Raw genomic sequence first — 14,369 nt, 5'->3', positions numbered from 1 at the left:
TGCTACTTCACCTCAATACTTTCCGACGCGGCTTCTGCAGCCACGCCTTGATGAGCTTCCTCGCTCACGTCCTTGTCATGCTGCGCTGCAGCAAACACTTTGGTCATACCGTTGACAGCTGGCTTCGACCAGAACCGGGACCGGGAAGCGAACACCATGAGCGGAGCAGTGACCAAGAACGTCACTAGCAGGTCAAATACGGTCGTAAGGCCCATCGTGAATGCGAAGCCCTTCACATCGCCAACCGCAAGGAAGTAAATAATGACCGCGCCGATCAGGGTCACCATGTTACCGGTAATAATTGTATCTTTCGCTCGATCCCAGCCGGAGGCAGATGCAGAGCGGAAAGTCTTGCCCTTACGAACTTCGTCCTTGATGCGTTCGTAGATGACAACGAAGGAGTCCGCAGTAGTACCAATACCAATGATCAAACCGGCGACGCCGGAGAGGTCCAGCGAGTAGCCGATCCAGCGCCCCAACAGAACTAGCGAGCCGTAAACGAGAAGACCCGCAAAGAAAAGCGTAGCCAGGGAAATAAGACCATAGAGCCGGTAGTAGAAGAACACGAAAATTGCGACCAAAATCAGACCGACAATGCCTGCATAGAAGCCAGCCTGCAAGGATGCCAGACCAAGTGACGGCGGCACTGTCATCGCTGTACCACCAGGTTCGCCATTCTCACCCGCGAAAGAAAGCGGCAACGCACCGTAACGCAGGTTGTTTGCGAGGCTCTCAGCTTCCTCCTGAGTGAAGTTGCCTGTAATAGAGGTTGCGGAACCGACTGGGGTTGCGCCCTGAATGACAGGTGCGGAGATAATTTGTGAGTCCAGTGTGATCGCGATCTGCTGCCCGATCATCTCACTCGTCAGCTGCGCCCAGGTAGACGAGCCATTAAACTCGCCTGCCTGGCTGAAAGCGAAGTTGATCTCCATCTGGCTCGACTGCGGGTTGAATCCACCAGTGATCGAGCGACCAGTGTCGATCTGTTCACCGGTGAGACGCGGGCCGTCCGTATCAGTAACACCTGCGAGCAATGGCACCTCGCCGAGGAGCAGTACCTGGCCAGATGAAGGGTCACAGGCTACAAGTGGTGCTGCTTCGTCATCGGTCCCGGCCAATGGATCAGTAGGTTGCACGGCACACAACGCGCTCAGCATCGACATAGCAACGAATTGCTGGGTAGGGTCTTCAGACTGACGAGTTGCCTTGAGCATCTCAGCCTGGTCAGCCCTGCGCTCCGAGGACTCCACAGGACCATTCGGCTCAGGCAACGGTTTCGCATCAATAGCAGGAATCTCAACGGTTTGCCCCTGTTCGGCAACCTGCTTCTTCACCTGATCGCCAATCGCCTTGGCTTGATCCGCGGTCAAAACCCCATACCGGATCCAATCGTTCGCGGTCTTTGCGAAGACCTCACCAATCGAATCTGCGGAAGGTGCAGGCGGTTGCATTACCGGACGGAACAGCAGCTGCGAAGTCTGCCCAATATTACGTACTTCCGATGTGTCGTCGCCCGCGGCAGTGATCACTAGGGTATTGCCGTCAACGACGACAGTCGCGCCGGAAACACCCATGCCGTTCACACGCTTCTCAAGAATGTTTCGCGCTTCGTCGAGCTGTTCGCGAGTTGGCTCGTCTCCCTGCGGAACGAGGGTCACGCGAGTACCGCCCTGCAGGTCGATACCAAGCTTCGGGGTTGCGGACTTATCGCCCGTGAAAAATACTAATGAGTACACGCCAATGACGATGAGCGCAAAAAGCGCCAGCGCGCGCGCAGGCCACTTCCGCTTTGATCTCAACTCGCCGGAACGCTGAGTGTTCTTGGACACCGAGCTAACTCCTCTATTTCTACGTTATTTCACTGCCACACCCCGCTTTGCCCGAAACTTTGGGTAAAGCGGGGTGTGGTGCACATCGATTTATCGTACGTCATCAACTGTCATATCGGTAAAGACAGCTAGACAGCATTTGCCGTAACGCTGAGATGGACTATTCCGGACGTTGTTCCGAATCGTCTGCTGTAGGTTCCTGAACCGCGGACTCGACTGCCTCTCGCTTCATAATTCCGGCGGTCTCCATCTTGACGACAACACCAGGGGCAATTTCAATTCGAAGCGTAGCGTTATCTGCGTCAACAACGTCTCCATGAAGGCCAGAAACCGTCACAACATGGTCACCGGGCTGAATGGAGGACTGCATCTCCTGTACCTGTTGCTGACGCTTCTTCTGGCTTCGCATCATCAAGATTGACGGAAGCATGAACACCAATAGGACGAGCAAAATAAGGATGATTTCCATAGCTCTATATTGACATACTCCCAATTATGTTGAAACGAGTGCCTGTCCTGGAGCATCCGGTGGCGGATCAATTCCAAGGTGCTGCCAGGCAGCCGCCGTAGCAACGCGGCCACGACCAGTTCGTGCCATCAATCCTGCTCGCACCAGGTAAGGCTCGCATACTTCTTCGACTGTAGACGGTTCCTCCCCTACAGCAATTGCCAGTGTATTGACGCCAACAGGTCCCCCACCGTGGCCACGAATGAGCGAATTCAGGACCGCTCTGTCGAGCCGATCAAGCCCGAGGTCGTCAACGTCAAACACCTCCAGCGCAGCACGCGCCGCTTGAATATCGATTCGTCCGCTGCCATGCACATCTGCCCAATCACGAACACGTCGCAGCAATCTATTCGCAATACGCGGAGTTCCCCGTGAACGTGAAGCGATTTCGACTGCTGCCTCCTTGTCGATCTCAACTTGCAAGATCTTCGCAGCACGTTCGACCACGTGCCTCAAGTCAGTAACCTCGTAAAACTCCATCTGTGCCGTAAAACCGAAACGATCCCGCAACGGACCAGTGAGCATACCAGCGCGAGTCGTTGCACCGACCAGGGTGAACGGTGGAATCTCAAGTGGAATTGACGTCGCCCCGGGCCCCTTTCCAACAATGACGTCAATACGGAAGTCCTCCATTGCCATATACAGCATTTCCTCCGCAGGCCGTGCAATACGGTGAATCTCATCGATAAAGAGGACATCGCCTTCCATAAGATTCGAAAGCATCGCAGCGAGGTCACCAGCACGTTCAAGCGCTGGACCAGAGGTCATCCGCAAGGAAGTTCCGAGTTCCTGCGCGATGATCATCGCCATCGTTGTCTTTCCTAGCCCTGGCGGACCGGAAAGCAAGATGTGGTCCGGTGTGACGCTTCGTTGACTTGCACCCGCGAGTACAAGACTGAGCTGCTCACGCACTTTCGGCTGTCCGATGAACTCATCAAGCGACTTCGGACGAAGAGACCTCTCAATATCGTGTTCATCACTATGCGCATTGACACTGACGGGAGCCCCATCGGGACGTGAAAGATCATCCGGCAACTGGAATACGGTTTTTTCAACATCTGACATGAACCCCACCTACTTTTTCGATAGCGTCTTCAGCGCTTCGCGCAACAGATTCGATGGATCAGTATCCGGTTGTTCCGCAACGAGAGGTTCGACGACAGTCCGTGCACTACGCTCGGTGAATCCAAGCCCAACCAGTGCTTCTACAATCTGCTCACTGATGCCTGAGTCTGAAGCAGCCGGAGCCGTTGCTCCGTGGCTCGCTTCGCTGCCCGTTTCAAACAAGCCGACAACCTTATCTTTCAGCTCCAACACGATTCGTTCTGCCATCTTCTTACCGACGCCAGGAATTGTTTGAATCTTCTTCGCATCACCGCTGGAAATCAATTCGGCCAGTTCCCCAGGCCCAAAGACTGCCAGTGCTGCCATCGCCAGCTTTGGCCCTAGCCCACTCACGGTTTGAAGCTTGTGAAACATAGACCGCGAGTCCTCATCCGCGAACCCATACAAGGTCATACCGTCATCGCGGACCACCAGACTGGTGACTACATCCGCATGCTCACCACGAGTTAGGCGACTGAGCGTTGGTGGCGTCGCTAAAAAGCGATACCCAACGCCCCCGCAGCCAATAACAGCATGATCGAGGCCAATCGAAAGGACGTCACCGTGGAGGGAATCAATCATGAACTAGTTCTTTCTCAGTTTTTCAATAGCGGAAGCTCGGGCAAGCAACGGGGCTCGCCAGCAATGGCAAACAGCGATGGCCAACGCGTCTGCAGCATCTGCTGGCTTTGGTGGCTCGCTCAGACCAAGAATACGTGTAATCATCGTAGTCATCTGTTTCTTATCAGCACGCCCATTACCAGAAACCGACTTTTTTACCTCTGAGGGCGTATACATGTGCACTGGTATATCGCGCTCTGCAGCGGCGAGGACCATTACCCCGACGGCGTGGGCAGTATGCATCACGGTGGAAACGTTACTGCGTTCGAAAATTCGCTCCATCGCAACCACGTCGGGCTTATACTCATCCATCCAGTCGCTTACCGACTTCGAGATCCGCAATAAACGCTCCGATAGTTCCACATCGGAAGGAGTGCGCGCTACACCGACGGCAATCGGTATGACCTGACGCCCTCTCCCCGCTTGAACTACCGAAAGGCCGCATCGGGTCAAACCAGGATCTATGCCCATTACCCTCAGACCTTGGAGGTTCACCGCGCTTCCTTCCGCCGAATATTGTACTGGCACATATGTTCTACCATAGTCTGAAAAAGAACCACCACTCGCCGCAACGAATGGTGGTTGAAAAACAGACTACGCCTTACAAGTCGAGCTCGGCTGCGATCTCGTCAGGAATAGACATGTTCGAGTACACATTCTGTACATCATCAGAGTCTTCGAGGGCATCAATCAGCTTCAGATTCTTTTCAGCAGCAGATGCATCCAGTTCAACTTCCACGTCAGCACGGAAGTCCTGCTCAGAGCCCTCAACCTCGATACCGGCCTCCACTAACGCCTCGCGGACTGCGGCAAGGTCGGTCGGCTGACAGGTAACTTCAAACTCTTCGCCAAGATCGTTAACTTCTTCTGCACCAGCGTCAAGTACCGCCATCAACACATCGTCCTCGGTGAGCTCCCCTTTCGCCACCGTGACGACACCGACGCGATTGAACATGTAGCCCACAGAGCCGGTTTCACCAAGATTACCGCCGTTCCTGGTCATTGCCGTACGAACCTCAGTCGCTGCTCGATTACGGTTATCCGTCAGGCACTCGATCAACAGAGCGACACCGTTCGGGCCGTACCCCTCGTACATCACCGACTCCCAGTCAGAGCCGCCGGCTTCCTCGCCCGATCCACGCTTACGCGCACGTTCGATGTTGTCGTTCGGGACCGACGCCTTCTTCGCCTTCTTGATCATGTCATCAAGCGTCGGGTTGCCTGCTGGATCGCCGCCACCAGTGCGAGCTGCAACCTCGATATCTTTGATCAGTTTCGCCCAGAGCTTGGAACGCTTTGCGTCGTTCGCGGCCTTCTTATGTTTAGTAGTAGCCCACTTTGAGTGGCCAGACATCCGGTATCCCTTCGCTTAAAACGGTTGACTATTGGTAATTGAACGTCAACCTACTATACGCCCGAACAGGTTGAGCTGCAGAACCGCGAGCAAGGTTCAGCCGCTAAAGGGAAAGCGAAGCGAAGGCTGGCAGGGCTGCGGTCCCACCCAATCGAAGAAGCCTTACGGCGGGCCGTAGCCGTAGCGAACGAACATCGCTGACAGCGTCGTTATAAAACCGCAGTGCAATTGCCACACGTGTATCTGCAGCGTCAATATCAGCGGGAAGCATCGACCCTTGTCTCTCGATGTGTTTCCGCATTTCTTGTTCGGACTGAAGTCGTTCCTCTACGTCAACTGGAGTCAAACGCAATGATTCGATGATCCGGCACTCCTCGCGCATTTCCGGATACAGTGCGGCAATGACAGCACAGCGTTGGTCGAGCGCAGCTTGAAGTGCGTCGCGTGAACGGTCGAGACGGATATGGAGGCGGTGTAGCCGTTGCGCAGTGAAATATGCCCAGGCAAACAGCAGCGTGATTACCGCTGCGAACACCACTAGGGCGATAGTTGTCATGCGAGTGTCACCTTCTCACCAACACTTACTGCTTCGTATACAGCCATAATCTGAGCAGTCACTGTCGACCAGTCATACTGCGCGGCTCGCAGTTGCCCTCTTCTGCCCATCTCCAGGCGCAAAGCAGCGTCGTCAATCAAAGCCTGTAACGCCTTTGTCAACTCGGCAACATCACCTACAGGAAAAAGAATCCCGGCAGGGTCAGGTGATTCTGCATCACATACCAGCGAAAAGGCCTCTAGATCACTGGCCACAACAGCGCAGCCCGCAGCCATCGCTTCCACGAGAATGATGCCAAACGATTCGCCCCCAGTGTTCGGAGCGACAAATATATCCGACGCCCCCAGCAATCTCGCCTTTTCCTCCTCGCTTACGCGACCGACGAAGTTCACTCCTGGAATCTGCCGAGGCTCCCCGCTTCCGATCACCGTGAGTTCGACTCGTCCTTCAAGGTGATCGAACGCTTCGAGAAGCAGCGTTAGCCCCTTTCTTGGCTCGTCGATACGCCCCAAGAATGCGATTCGAACAGGCCTGACGGAGCTCAACGGCGCTAGCTTCCGGGCGGCTACGAACTTCCGAGTGTCCACTCCGTTCGGGATAACGATTGGATCGGCCCCGATCTGTTCAACCTGCCACCTCCGAGCAAGCTCGCTTACTGCGATACCCCCGCGGATCTTTTCTAAATATTTCCGCAAGAACGGCAGTGCAAGCTGCAAAATGCGAGACCCAGTTGTAGACGTGTGGTATGTAGCGACGATCGGCCCCGAAGCCAACATAAGCGCTGCGAGCGAATAGCTAGGAGAATTGGGCTCATGGATGTGCAATACATCAAAGTCGCCATCACACAGGAATTCGCGAGTAGTCGTAAAAACTCTAGGGCCGAACGACAGGCGCGCGACAGAGCCGTTATACGGAATAGGTAACGAACGCCCGCCTTTCTTTACAAACTCGGGAAGAGGCGTGTCATCACGCGCAGGCCCGAGCACTTTCACTTCATGCCCTTGACGCAAAAGTGATTCAGCTAAGTCAAGGATGTGCGCTTGAACCCCGCCTGGTTCGTCGAAAGAATACGGGCACACGATACCAATTTTCATCCCTTCGCTACCTTTTTCTTCCGGTCTGCGATCCAAAACGGCTGAAGCACATGCCAGTCTTGTGGGTGCTTTTTGATTCCGCGCTCAAACCAGCCCGCAAGCTTTTCCACTTTACCTTCTACGGAATCTGCAACAATCGGCGGCGATACGCTAGTCACCCACCCATCCATGCTGCCTGAACGCTCAAAGGCATTGTGCACTGCGAGCAGTGTCGCACCGGTTTTCTCCGCTAATACTGCCGGACCGGCGGGCATTGTCGTCTGCTCTCCAAAAAATGCTACCGGCACCCCGTGCCCACCGAGATCACGATCTGCCAACAAGCAGACAATCCCCTGTTTGTACAGAGCTTCCTCGAGGAGCTGCATTGGAGGTCTCGACGCACCACGCGAAGGAATCACCTGGATTCCTAACCCACGTCGAAATTCCAAAAACGCATCGTAGAGCTCTTCGGGCTCTACCCGCTCCGCGACCGTCGAAAAGCTCCCGTATCGGTGAGCAAGCCATGCGCCCGCAAGATCCCAGTTCCCCGAGTGTGGTAATGCGAGTACTACACCCTTGCCTTGTTGAATCGCATACTCCAGATGCTCAATTCCTTGTATCGATGCAGAGAATTGCTTGTGAAACCGTTCGTTCGAGATTACTTTCTGCAGGCAAAAGACCTCGAGCCAATACCGCATGTATGACCGCATCGAGTTCTTCACAAGCGAACGCGTGACGTTCTCAGGTCCAACCACACGCGAGAGATTCTTACGAAGTTGCTCCGGTAACCTCCCATTGCGAGAGTAAATGTCGGCGACGAACATCATCAGACGGTAGGCGATACTGTAGGGCAGCATTGATAGCAGCTTCCACCCCATCCAGTAGCTGCGATATACGCACTCATCTTTGAACGTGTGCATGCGTGCTTCGGTCCTAGCGCGACCCAAACGTTTTAGCTCCTGCTGGCGCGGCAATCTGCCGCTTGGATGCAGGATCCTTCGCTGCAATAACGAGTCGCTGCGCAACCGTATATATCGAGCCGAAAAACAGCAGCCAAAGCCCGCATTCAATGGCGTACGGCACGCCGAAGCCTTCCAACCCCAGCGCGACAAGCGCGATGAGAAGACGCTCAGGTCGCTCAACCAGCCCTCCAACAATCTTGATCCCCCCGGCCTCCGCGCGCGCCTTTACGTAACTAATCACCTGGGAGAGTACTAGTACCGCAAGGCAAACTGCGACATGCGCCGGAGAAGCTTGATCTACGTACACCAGCCAGAACACGATGGCACCGAAGAGCGCTCCGTCAGTAATCCTGTCACAACTTGCGTCAAGCGTAGCTCCGAAAGCAGTCCCTCCCCCGCGGAGACGGGCCATCGTGCCATCCACCATGTCAAAAGCCGCGAAAAGGCCACTCAGAATAGCTGCCAAAACAAGATGGTCAGTTGGAATGAGCACGACGGCTACCAACACAGTGAGCGCTGTTCCACCAAGCGTTGTCCAATTCGGTGTTAGACCAGCTTTAAGCAATGCAGTGGCGACCGGTTCTACGACAACAGCAGCAGGCTTTCGTCCATGAACACTGAGCATCTGCCTACTCCCCTCCAGTCTGTTGAGCCGCCACTTCTTTCCAGCTCTCTGCTAATAGTTGGCGCGTTTCACGCAGCAGCTGCGGAAGCACCTTGGTGCCAGTGATGACTGTCATAAAATTTGAGTCCCCTGCCCACCTCGGGACCACATGCACGTGTAGGTGATCTCCGATAGAGCCTCCGGAGGCCCTGCCTAAATTCATGCCAACGTTTATCGCTTCGGGGTCTGATACCGCCTTGAGAGTTTTCACTGCGAGCGTTACGAACCTCATAAGCTCGGCTGATTCCCCCGCAGTCAGGGCTTCAATCTCCGCCACCTTACGGTACGGCACGACCAAAATATGCCCAGCGTTATACGGATAAAGGTTCAGCACCGCGTAGACGGTCTCCCCTCGAGCCACGATGAGCCCCTCTTCATCGCTCATCGAAGGAATCTGCACGAAAGGATCACTTGACCCCTTCTCATCGCGTGGCGTTGACGCGATGTACTTCGAACGGTACGGCGCCCAAAGACGCTGAAGTCTGTCTGGAGTACCAACTCCAATGTCCTCATACATTTCTGAGCGCCTCTCTACTTCTACTGGTCAGCCTGGCGCTGTTCAACCAGCTCTTTCGTTGGTTGTTCGTTGAACTTTTCGTCCACCCAGTTGGTGATAAGTTCGACAGCCTCGTCGACGCCGACTCCATTAATTTGGGTGCCGTCGAGGAAGCGGAAGCTTACAGCGTTTGCCTCTACATCACGCGCGCCAGCGAGCAGCATGAACGGAACCTTGTGAGTGGTGTGCGTCCGAATCTTCTTCTGCATCCTGTCATCGGAATGGTCGACCTCAGCTCGGATGCCGCGCGCCCGCAGCTGCTGGATGATGCCGTCAAGGTGTCCAGCGAAATCGTCAGCAACGGGGATACCTACAACCTGGTGCGGTGCCAGCCAAGCCGGGAATGCACCGGCGTAGTGCTCAAGCAGCACGCCGAAGAATCGCTCAATTGATCCAAAGAGTGCACGGTGAATCATGACTGGTCGCTTCTTGCTTCCGTCTGAGGATGTGTACTCAAGATCGAAACGCTCAGGCAGGTTGAAGTCGAGCTGAACCGTGGACATCTGCCAGGTACGACCGATGGCGTCGCGAGCCTGTACGGAAATCTTTGGACCGTAGAACGCTGCACCTGCTGGGTCCGGAACAAGCTCGAGCCCAGACTTGGTAGCAACTGATTCTAGGATGCTCGTTGAACGCTCCCAGATATCATCATCACCGATGTACTTCTCGGGATCCTTGGTGGACAACTCCAGGTAGAAATCATCAAGCCCATAGTCTCTGAGCAGAGAAATAATGAACTCCAACACACTCGTCAGCTCGTCTTCAAGCTGTTCCTCGGTGCAGTAGATATGGGCATCGTCCTGAGTAAAACCGCGTGCACGAGTCAGGCCATGCACCACGCCGGACTTCTCGTAGCGGTACACGGTACCAAACTCGAATAGTCGCAGCGGCAATTCACGGTACGAGCGTCCACGTGAATCGAAGATGAGGTTGTGCATAGGGCAGTTCATAGGCTTGACGTAGTAATCGACTGCCTGTTTGGTCACATTGCCTTCGTCGTCGGTCTCGCCGTCGAGCTGCATCGGTGGGTACATGCCGTCGGCGTACCAGTCCAGGTGGCCAGATTTTTCGAAAAGCTCACCCTTCGTCAAGTGTGGGGTGTTGACGAATGAATAGCCTGCCTCGAGGTGACGCTGGCGGGAGTGTTCCTCCATCACCATCCGGATAATTCCTCCATCCGGGTGGAATACTGGCAAACCAGACCCAACTTCCTCCGGGAAGGAGAAAAGATCGAGCTCATTGCCAAGACGACGGTGGTCACGCTTCTCTGCTTCTGCAAGCATCAACATGTGCTCATCGAGCTTTTCTTTCGACTCCCAGGCGGTGCCGTAAATACGCTGCAACCCGGCGTTATTCTGGTTGCCACGCCAGTACGCAGCTGACGAACGTGTCAGTGCGAACGCCGGAATGTACTTAGTAGTTGGCACGTGAGGCCCGCGGCACAGATCGCGCCACTCGACTTCATTCGTCCGTGGATTCACATTGTCGTAGTGGGTGAGCTCTCCGTGACCGACTTCAGTAGCTTCGTCCGAGTCAGGGTCCACGTTTCCCTTGTCCTGCACGAGTTCAAGCTTGTACGGCTCATCAGCTAGGTCCTCTGCTGCCGCTTCAGCCGACGGATAGACTCCACGAACAAACTTCTGGCCCTGCTTGATGATCTTCTTCATGCGGCGCTCGAGCAGCTTCAAGTCTTCTGGTGTGAACGGTTCAGCCGCGTCGAAGTCGTAGTAGAAGCCACCCTCAATGGCTGGCCCAATTCCTAACTTCGTCCCCGGAAACTCAATCTGCACTGCTTGCGCCAACACGTGAGCACACGAGTGGCGAATCACGGACCGACCCAGCTCAGTGTTCGCGGTGACTGGAGTTACTGTGGTGTCTACATCCGGCGTAAATGACAGGTCCTTCAACGACCCGTCTTCAGACTGCACGCAGACAACCGCCTCCGGGCCCTTATTCGGCAGCGACAATTCGCGCATCGCAACCCCGGCAGGAGTGTTCGCCGGGACCGTGAAAGCCTGGGCTGCAAGGTGGGTTTGGTCGTTATTCGTCATGTTCGTGCGCTCCTTTGCGCTTCAATGAGGTACGTCATACCTGGACGCACCCAGCTGGATTCGTACAAGCTCGCCGGAACCTTTAAATATTGAGGTCGGCAAACATGGCAAAAATCATACCGCGTTCACTACGCGAGTAGTGACTCGGCCCAGAAACTCGGAGCACCATCTTGCGCCTGCGTGCCCGGTGGTATCCAGTACACCGCCGAACCAATGTGCGTGATCCATTCATTCAGTCGGTCAGCCTCATCGAGCCTTTTGAGGACCGGAGTGAATTGCGTATCTGGGTTTTCCTGAAATGCAATGAACACTAAGCCAGCGTTGGACAGCTGTTCCTGCCCAGGCTCAGGCGGCAAATTGTAGTTATAAGGGCGCCGTTTAAATTTCTGCTCTGGGTGCCCTTCAGGCGCCATTGACCTGGCAACGTGCGAGTTTCTATCGACCTTTGGCAGGCCATATTCGTCCCGCGCTTCCAGATCTACCGGAGTGAACTCTTCGCCGCCCGAAAGGGGTGCTCCGTTGTCTAGCCTGCGCCCGACGGCCTCTTCACGGGATGTCCGGTCGAGCATTTCCCAGGTGTCAAGGTTCATCGCTATTCGACGAACCACCATCGACGTTCCACCTTCAAACTCTGCAGCGCCTTTTGCCCACACCTGGGCGTCGTATTCCTCATCAGTGTGAGGGTTTACCGTGCCATCAATCTGTCCAAAGAGATTCCGTGGCGTGGTTCCTTCGCGGTGTACAGCAGGGTTATTCATGAACCCTTGCTGCACCCACGCGGTAGCTACATAATCGACGCCAGCTCGCACCATATGACGCATCGCCCATGCGCACATCAGTGGGTCATCTGAGCAAATCTGCAACACCACGTCAGTCTGGCCCCAGTTCCGTGAAAGCTCGTCTCGCGAGAGCGCCGGAATGTCGTGGAGCCACGACGGTTTGCTCTCAGGCGCGGCGATATCAAAAAACTTCTCTCCCAACCCCACGGTAATGGTGAGGTTTGCGGGGTGTTCCGTCATCTCTGGTTCCAGGCTTGCCAACGGGTTTTCGCCGGCTGTCAACGCACGGGCATCCTCAGTCCACAGTCGCATCAATCGAACAATCGCAGGCTTATCGACGCCATCTTTAAAATTGAAACCAATCAGATTTAGTGAGGACTGTTGAGGCGTCGAAATGCCTGCCTGGTGTATGCCGTCAAACGGAACCGTTGCTGTGGCAAGGTCTATCGCAGGCTCTTGCTGAGCATTCACCACAGCATCGCGGCTTTCCGCGCAAGCTGTGGCTGCCCCGGCGGCAGCAACACTCAGAGTCCCGGCGAGAAAATGACGACGGTTGACAGGCATTCGACTTTCCTTCAATTAGTGGTTGTGGCCTTCACCCATGGACCCATGTTGGTGCCCCTGGAGCTCCCCGTGCTCACCATAGTCTTCGTCACCCGGAAGCATAGAGCGAACGGCTACGTCTGGAATCTGCTCCTCGGTTCCGTCGGCGAACTCAAGCGTTACATCGACCACGTCGCCTGCCGGAATTGCAGGGTCGAAGCCCATGATCATGAAGTGGTCACCGCCAGGCTTGAGCTCATATGTCCCACCGGCGGGGATCTCGATGCCGCCTTCTTTCTCGCGCATGACTCCATCTACCACCTCGTGGATCTCGTAGGTGGCGTCGCCAAGTGACGTAGTGAAGCCAACGATGTGAATGTCCTTGTCAGAGGTGTTGTGCAGCGTACCGAAGAACCCGGTCATGGACTTTCCGCCTTCCGCACCGGCTTCTGCTTTCGCACGAATAGCCGCGGACTCAACGCGGATATCACCTTCGCCCTGAAGCTTGTCATTGTCTGGAGCAGCAGTCGTAGTGGACTCCACGGTTGTTGTCTCTGCAGCGGTTGGCGCAGATGTCGACGGGTTTTCCTGCGATGGCGAGCAAGCCGTCAGGGCAAGAGCGGCGACACCAAGTGCCGAAATAGCTGCAGTGCAAATGTTTTTCATATTTCTCCTTAGTCGTTGCTAAAAACTTGTGTATGTACTGGCTCAATCTTTGCTCAAGGAGCCGCGACGCAGTAAAAGTGCCGTTACAGCACCGAAAAGAAGCAGGATTAGTCCGCCGACAAAAAGCCAGCTAAAGGAACTGGATGAAGAACCGCTCACTTCTCCGGTTGGCACGGAATCTTCCATAGTTTCATCGACAACTTGTGAACCTTCCGGCGCATATGTAAACGTTGTCATCCCTTTAGTGGCGTGCCCATCTGAAGAGACAATCTGAAATCCGATCCGGTACTCTCCTGGCACTTTGTCACCAGATTCGCGAGCTTTCTCTGGAAGTTCAAGGGACACAAATCGTCCGTCGAGCACTGGCTCTCCAGTAAAGAGGATCTCGTTGTCCGATACCCGCGACAGCGCGAACGTGTTGAAGCCTTCCTGGGGTTGACCCGAGAACTCCAACGACAGCTCTTTCGGAAACTCGGCTACCACGGACCCGTTTGATGGATCTCCCCCAATAACGGCATCATGTGCCTCCGCTGATCCGGCCAACGCAGAAGCTACACATACGGCACTCAATATAGCCCATGCCGTTCGCTGTACCCTTTGTCCTGCTTTGGACATTCGGATCCCTCCTACAAAATGAACTGACTTTAAACCAGTACAACATTAGTCGTAACGAATGGCGGATTAGTTCCCCAGCATGCCCAGTGCCGGACCATAGAAAGCGAAAATGCCCGCAAGGCGGGCATTCAGTGGTCCTAGCTGGGATCGAACCAGCGACCTTTCCGGTGTGAACGGAACGCTCTTCCACTGAGCCATAGGACCGAACGCGAACTACTTTACACCCCCTCCACTCCTTCAACGAATCCGCAGTACAGCAACACTTTCACCGAGTAACAGCAATTTCCCTGCCAACCCAGCGCCTCACCATCGTACGCACCTGCCAAGACCGGCCCTGTGCTGGCGATTTGGAAAACTTAGAGCCAACAGATAATGTTTGTTCACGCACAACGGAGGTTCCGCTTCCGGAGAGCATGCGGATGTAGCGCAGTTGGTAGCGCATCACCTTGCCAAGGTGAGGGTCGCGAGTTCGAGTCTCGTCATCCGCT

At 55.0% G+C, this 14,369-nt stretch carries 15 protein-coding genes and 2 tRNA genes; 1 reads left to right on the top strand and 16 read right to left on the bottom strand.

The genetic code is table 11. The features are described from left to right. Window positions 1-2: 2 nt before the first annotated feature. The 16 genes from secD to QP752_RS04490 form a co-directional block, all read right to left on the bottom strand. On the bottom strand, window positions 3-1,829 hold the full coding sequence (gene secD, locus QP752_RS04565) for a protein translocase subunit SecD (protein ID WP_083290770.1): 1,827 nt from the start codon (window positions 1,827-1,829) through the stop codon (window positions 3-5). Window positions 1,830-1,989: 160 nt separating this feature from the next. After that, window positions 1,990-2,298, bottom strand: coding sequence for a preprotein translocase subunit YajC (gene yajC / locus QP752_RS04560; RefSeq protein ID WP_070477017.1), 309 nt, complete (start codon window positions 2,296-2,298; stop codon window positions 1,990-1,992). A 24-nt stretch (window positions 2,299-2,322) separates the two neighbouring features. After that, on the bottom strand, window positions 2,323-3,402 hold the full coding sequence (gene ruvB / locus QP752_RS04555; protein WP_070477188.1) for a Holliday junction branch migration DNA helicase RuvB: 1,080 nt from the start codon (window positions 3,400-3,402) through the stop codon (window positions 2,323-2,325). A 9-nt stretch (window positions 3,403-3,411) separates the two neighbouring features. Beyond that, the gene (gene ruvA / locus QP752_RS04550) at window positions 3,412-4,023 is read right to left on the bottom strand and encodes a Holliday junction branch migration protein RuvA (protein ID WP_070477015.1); all 612 of its coding nucleotides are present in this window, start codon (window positions 4,021-4,023) and stop codon (window positions 3,412-3,414) included. A 3-nt stretch (window positions 4,024-4,026) separates the two neighbouring features. Next, a complete protein-coding gene (gene ruvC, locus QP752_RS04545; protein WP_070362374.1) occupies window positions 4,027-4,557 on the bottom strand; it encodes a crossover junction endodeoxyribonuclease RuvC in 531 nt (176 codons plus the stop codon). A gap of 106 nt (window positions 4,558-4,663) precedes the next feature. After that, window positions 4,664-5,416, bottom strand: coding sequence for a YebC/PmpR family DNA-binding transcriptional regulator (locus QP752_RS04540; RefSeq protein ID WP_070362373.1), 753 nt, complete (start codon window positions 5,414-5,416; stop codon window positions 4,664-4,666). Between the two features lie 103 nt (window positions 5,417-5,519). Further along, window positions 5,520-5,972: a hypothetical protein gene (locus QP752_RS04535; protein WP_070477014.1), complete on the bottom strand. Its 453-nt coding sequence runs from the start codon at window positions 5,970-5,972 to the stop codon at window positions 5,520-5,522. Then, on the bottom strand, window positions 5,969-7,066 hold the full coding sequence (locus QP752_RS04530) for a glycosyltransferase family 4 protein (RefSeq protein ID WP_284804655.1): 1,098 nt from the start codon (window positions 7,064-7,066) through the stop codon (window positions 5,969-5,971). The genes QP752_RS04535 and QP752_RS04530 overlap by 4 nt, the downstream gene beginning before the upstream one ends. Beyond that, the gene (locus QP752_RS04525; protein ID WP_070477186.1) at window positions 7,063-7,965 is read right to left on the bottom strand and encodes a phosphatidylinositol mannoside acyltransferase; all 903 of its coding nucleotides are present in this window, start codon (window positions 7,963-7,965) and stop codon (window positions 7,063-7,065) included. The genes QP752_RS04530 and QP752_RS04525 overlap by 4 nt, the downstream gene beginning before the upstream one ends. A gap of 13 nt (window positions 7,966-7,978) precedes the next feature. After that, the gene (pgsA, locus tag QP752_RS04520) at window positions 7,979-8,632 is read right to left on the bottom strand and encodes a phosphatidylinositol phosphate synthase (protein ID WP_070362369.1); all 654 of its coding nucleotides are present in this window, start codon (window positions 8,630-8,632) and stop codon (window positions 7,979-7,981) included. Window positions 8,633-8,636: 4 nt separating this feature from the next. Continuing rightward, window positions 8,637-9,188 (bottom strand): HIT domain-containing protein, encoded by a 552-nt coding sequence (locus QP752_RS04515; RefSeq protein WP_070362368.1) that lies wholly within the window; start codon window positions 9,186-9,188, stop codon window positions 8,637-8,639. Between the two features lie 20 nt (window positions 9,189-9,208). Continuing rightward, window positions 9,209-11,278: a threonine--tRNA ligase gene (thrS, locus tag QP752_RS04510; protein ID WP_070362367.1), complete on the bottom strand. Its 2,070-nt coding sequence runs from the start codon at window positions 11,276-11,278 to the stop codon at window positions 9,209-9,211. Window positions 11,279-11,406: 128 nt separating this feature from the next. Beyond that, entirely contained in the window at window positions 11,407-12,621 is a 1,215-nt protein-coding gene (locus QP752_RS04505; RefSeq protein ID WP_070477010.1) for a Dyp-type peroxidase, read from the bottom strand. A 15-nt stretch (window positions 12,622-12,636) separates the two neighbouring features. Further along, window positions 12,637-13,266, bottom strand: coding sequence for a copper chaperone PCu(A)C (locus QP752_RS04500; RefSeq protein ID WP_070362365.1), 630 nt, complete (start codon window positions 13,264-13,266; stop codon window positions 12,637-12,639). A 42-nt stretch (window positions 13,267-13,308) separates the two neighbouring features. Further along, entirely contained in the window at window positions 13,309-13,881 is a 573-nt protein-coding gene (locus QP752_RS04495) for a copper resistance CopC family protein (protein ID WP_284804647.1), read from the bottom strand. A 132-nt stretch (window positions 13,882-14,013) separates the two neighbouring features. Then, window positions 14,014-14,085, bottom strand: a tRNA-Val gene (locus tag QP752_RS04490). Between the two features lie 211 nt (window positions 14,086-14,296). Between QP752_RS04490 and QP752_RS04485 the strand changes: the two genes are divergently transcribed. Continuing rightward, a tRNA-Gly gene (locus QP752_RS04485) sits at window positions 14,297-14,369 on the top strand.

Source organism: Corynebacterium sp. UMB10321, assembly GCF_030228725.1.
GTDB lineage: Bacteria > Actinomycetota > Actinomycetes > Mycobacteriales > Mycobacteriaceae > Corynebacterium > Corynebacterium pseudogenitalium.
Note: the sequence above shows the minus strand (reverse complement) of the source record. Positions and strands in the feature narration are given on the sequence as shown.

Coding starts and splice junctions, on each gene's coding strand:
- yajC (WP_070477017.1), bottom strand. CDS start 2,298: ATGGAAATCATCCTTATTTTGCTCGTCCTATTGGTGTTCATGCTTCCG.
- ruvB (WP_070477188.1), bottom strand. CDS start 3,402: ATGTCAGATGTTGAAAAAACCGTATTCCAGTTGCCGGATGATCTTTCA.
- ruvA (WP_070477015.1), bottom strand. CDS start 4,023: ATGATTGATTCCCTCCACGGTGACGTCCTTTCGATTGGCCTCGATCAT.
- QP752_RS04540 (WP_070362373.1), bottom strand. CDS start 5,416: ATGTCTGGCCACTCAAAGTGGGCTACTACTAAACATAAGAAGGCCGCG.
- QP752_RS04535 (WP_070477014.1), bottom strand. CDS start 5,972: ATGACAACTATCGCCCTAGTGGTGTTCGCAGCGGTAATCACGCTGCTG.
- QP752_RS04530 (WP_284804655.1), bottom strand. CDS start 7,066: ATGAAAATTGGTATCGTGTGCCCGTATTCTTTCGACGAACCAGGCGGG.
- QP752_RS04525 (WP_070477186.1), bottom strand. CDS start 7,965: ATGCACACGTTCAAAGATGAGTGCGTATATCGCAGCTACTGGATGGGG.
- pgsA (WP_070362369.1), bottom strand. CDS start 8,632: ATGCTCAGTGTTCATGGACGAAAGCCTGCTGCTGTTGTCGTAGAACCG.
- QP752_RS04515 (WP_070362368.1), bottom strand. CDS start 9,188: ATGTATGAGGACATTGGAGTTGGTACTCCAGACAGACTTCAGCGTCTT.
- thrS (WP_070362367.1), bottom strand. CDS start 11,278: ATGACGAATAACGACCAAACCCACCTTGCAGCCCAGGCTTTCACGGTC.
- QP752_RS04505 (WP_070477010.1), bottom strand. CDS start 12,621: ATGCCTGTCAACCGTCGTCATTTTCTCGCCGGGACTCTGAGTGTTGCT.
- QP752_RS04500 (WP_070362365.1), bottom strand. CDS start 13,266: ATGAAAAACATTTGCACTGCAGCTATTTCGGCACTTGGTGTCGCCGCT.
- QP752_RS04495 (WP_284804647.1), bottom strand. CDS start 13,881: ATGTCCAAAGCAGGACAAAGGGTACAGCGAACGGCATGGGCTATATTG.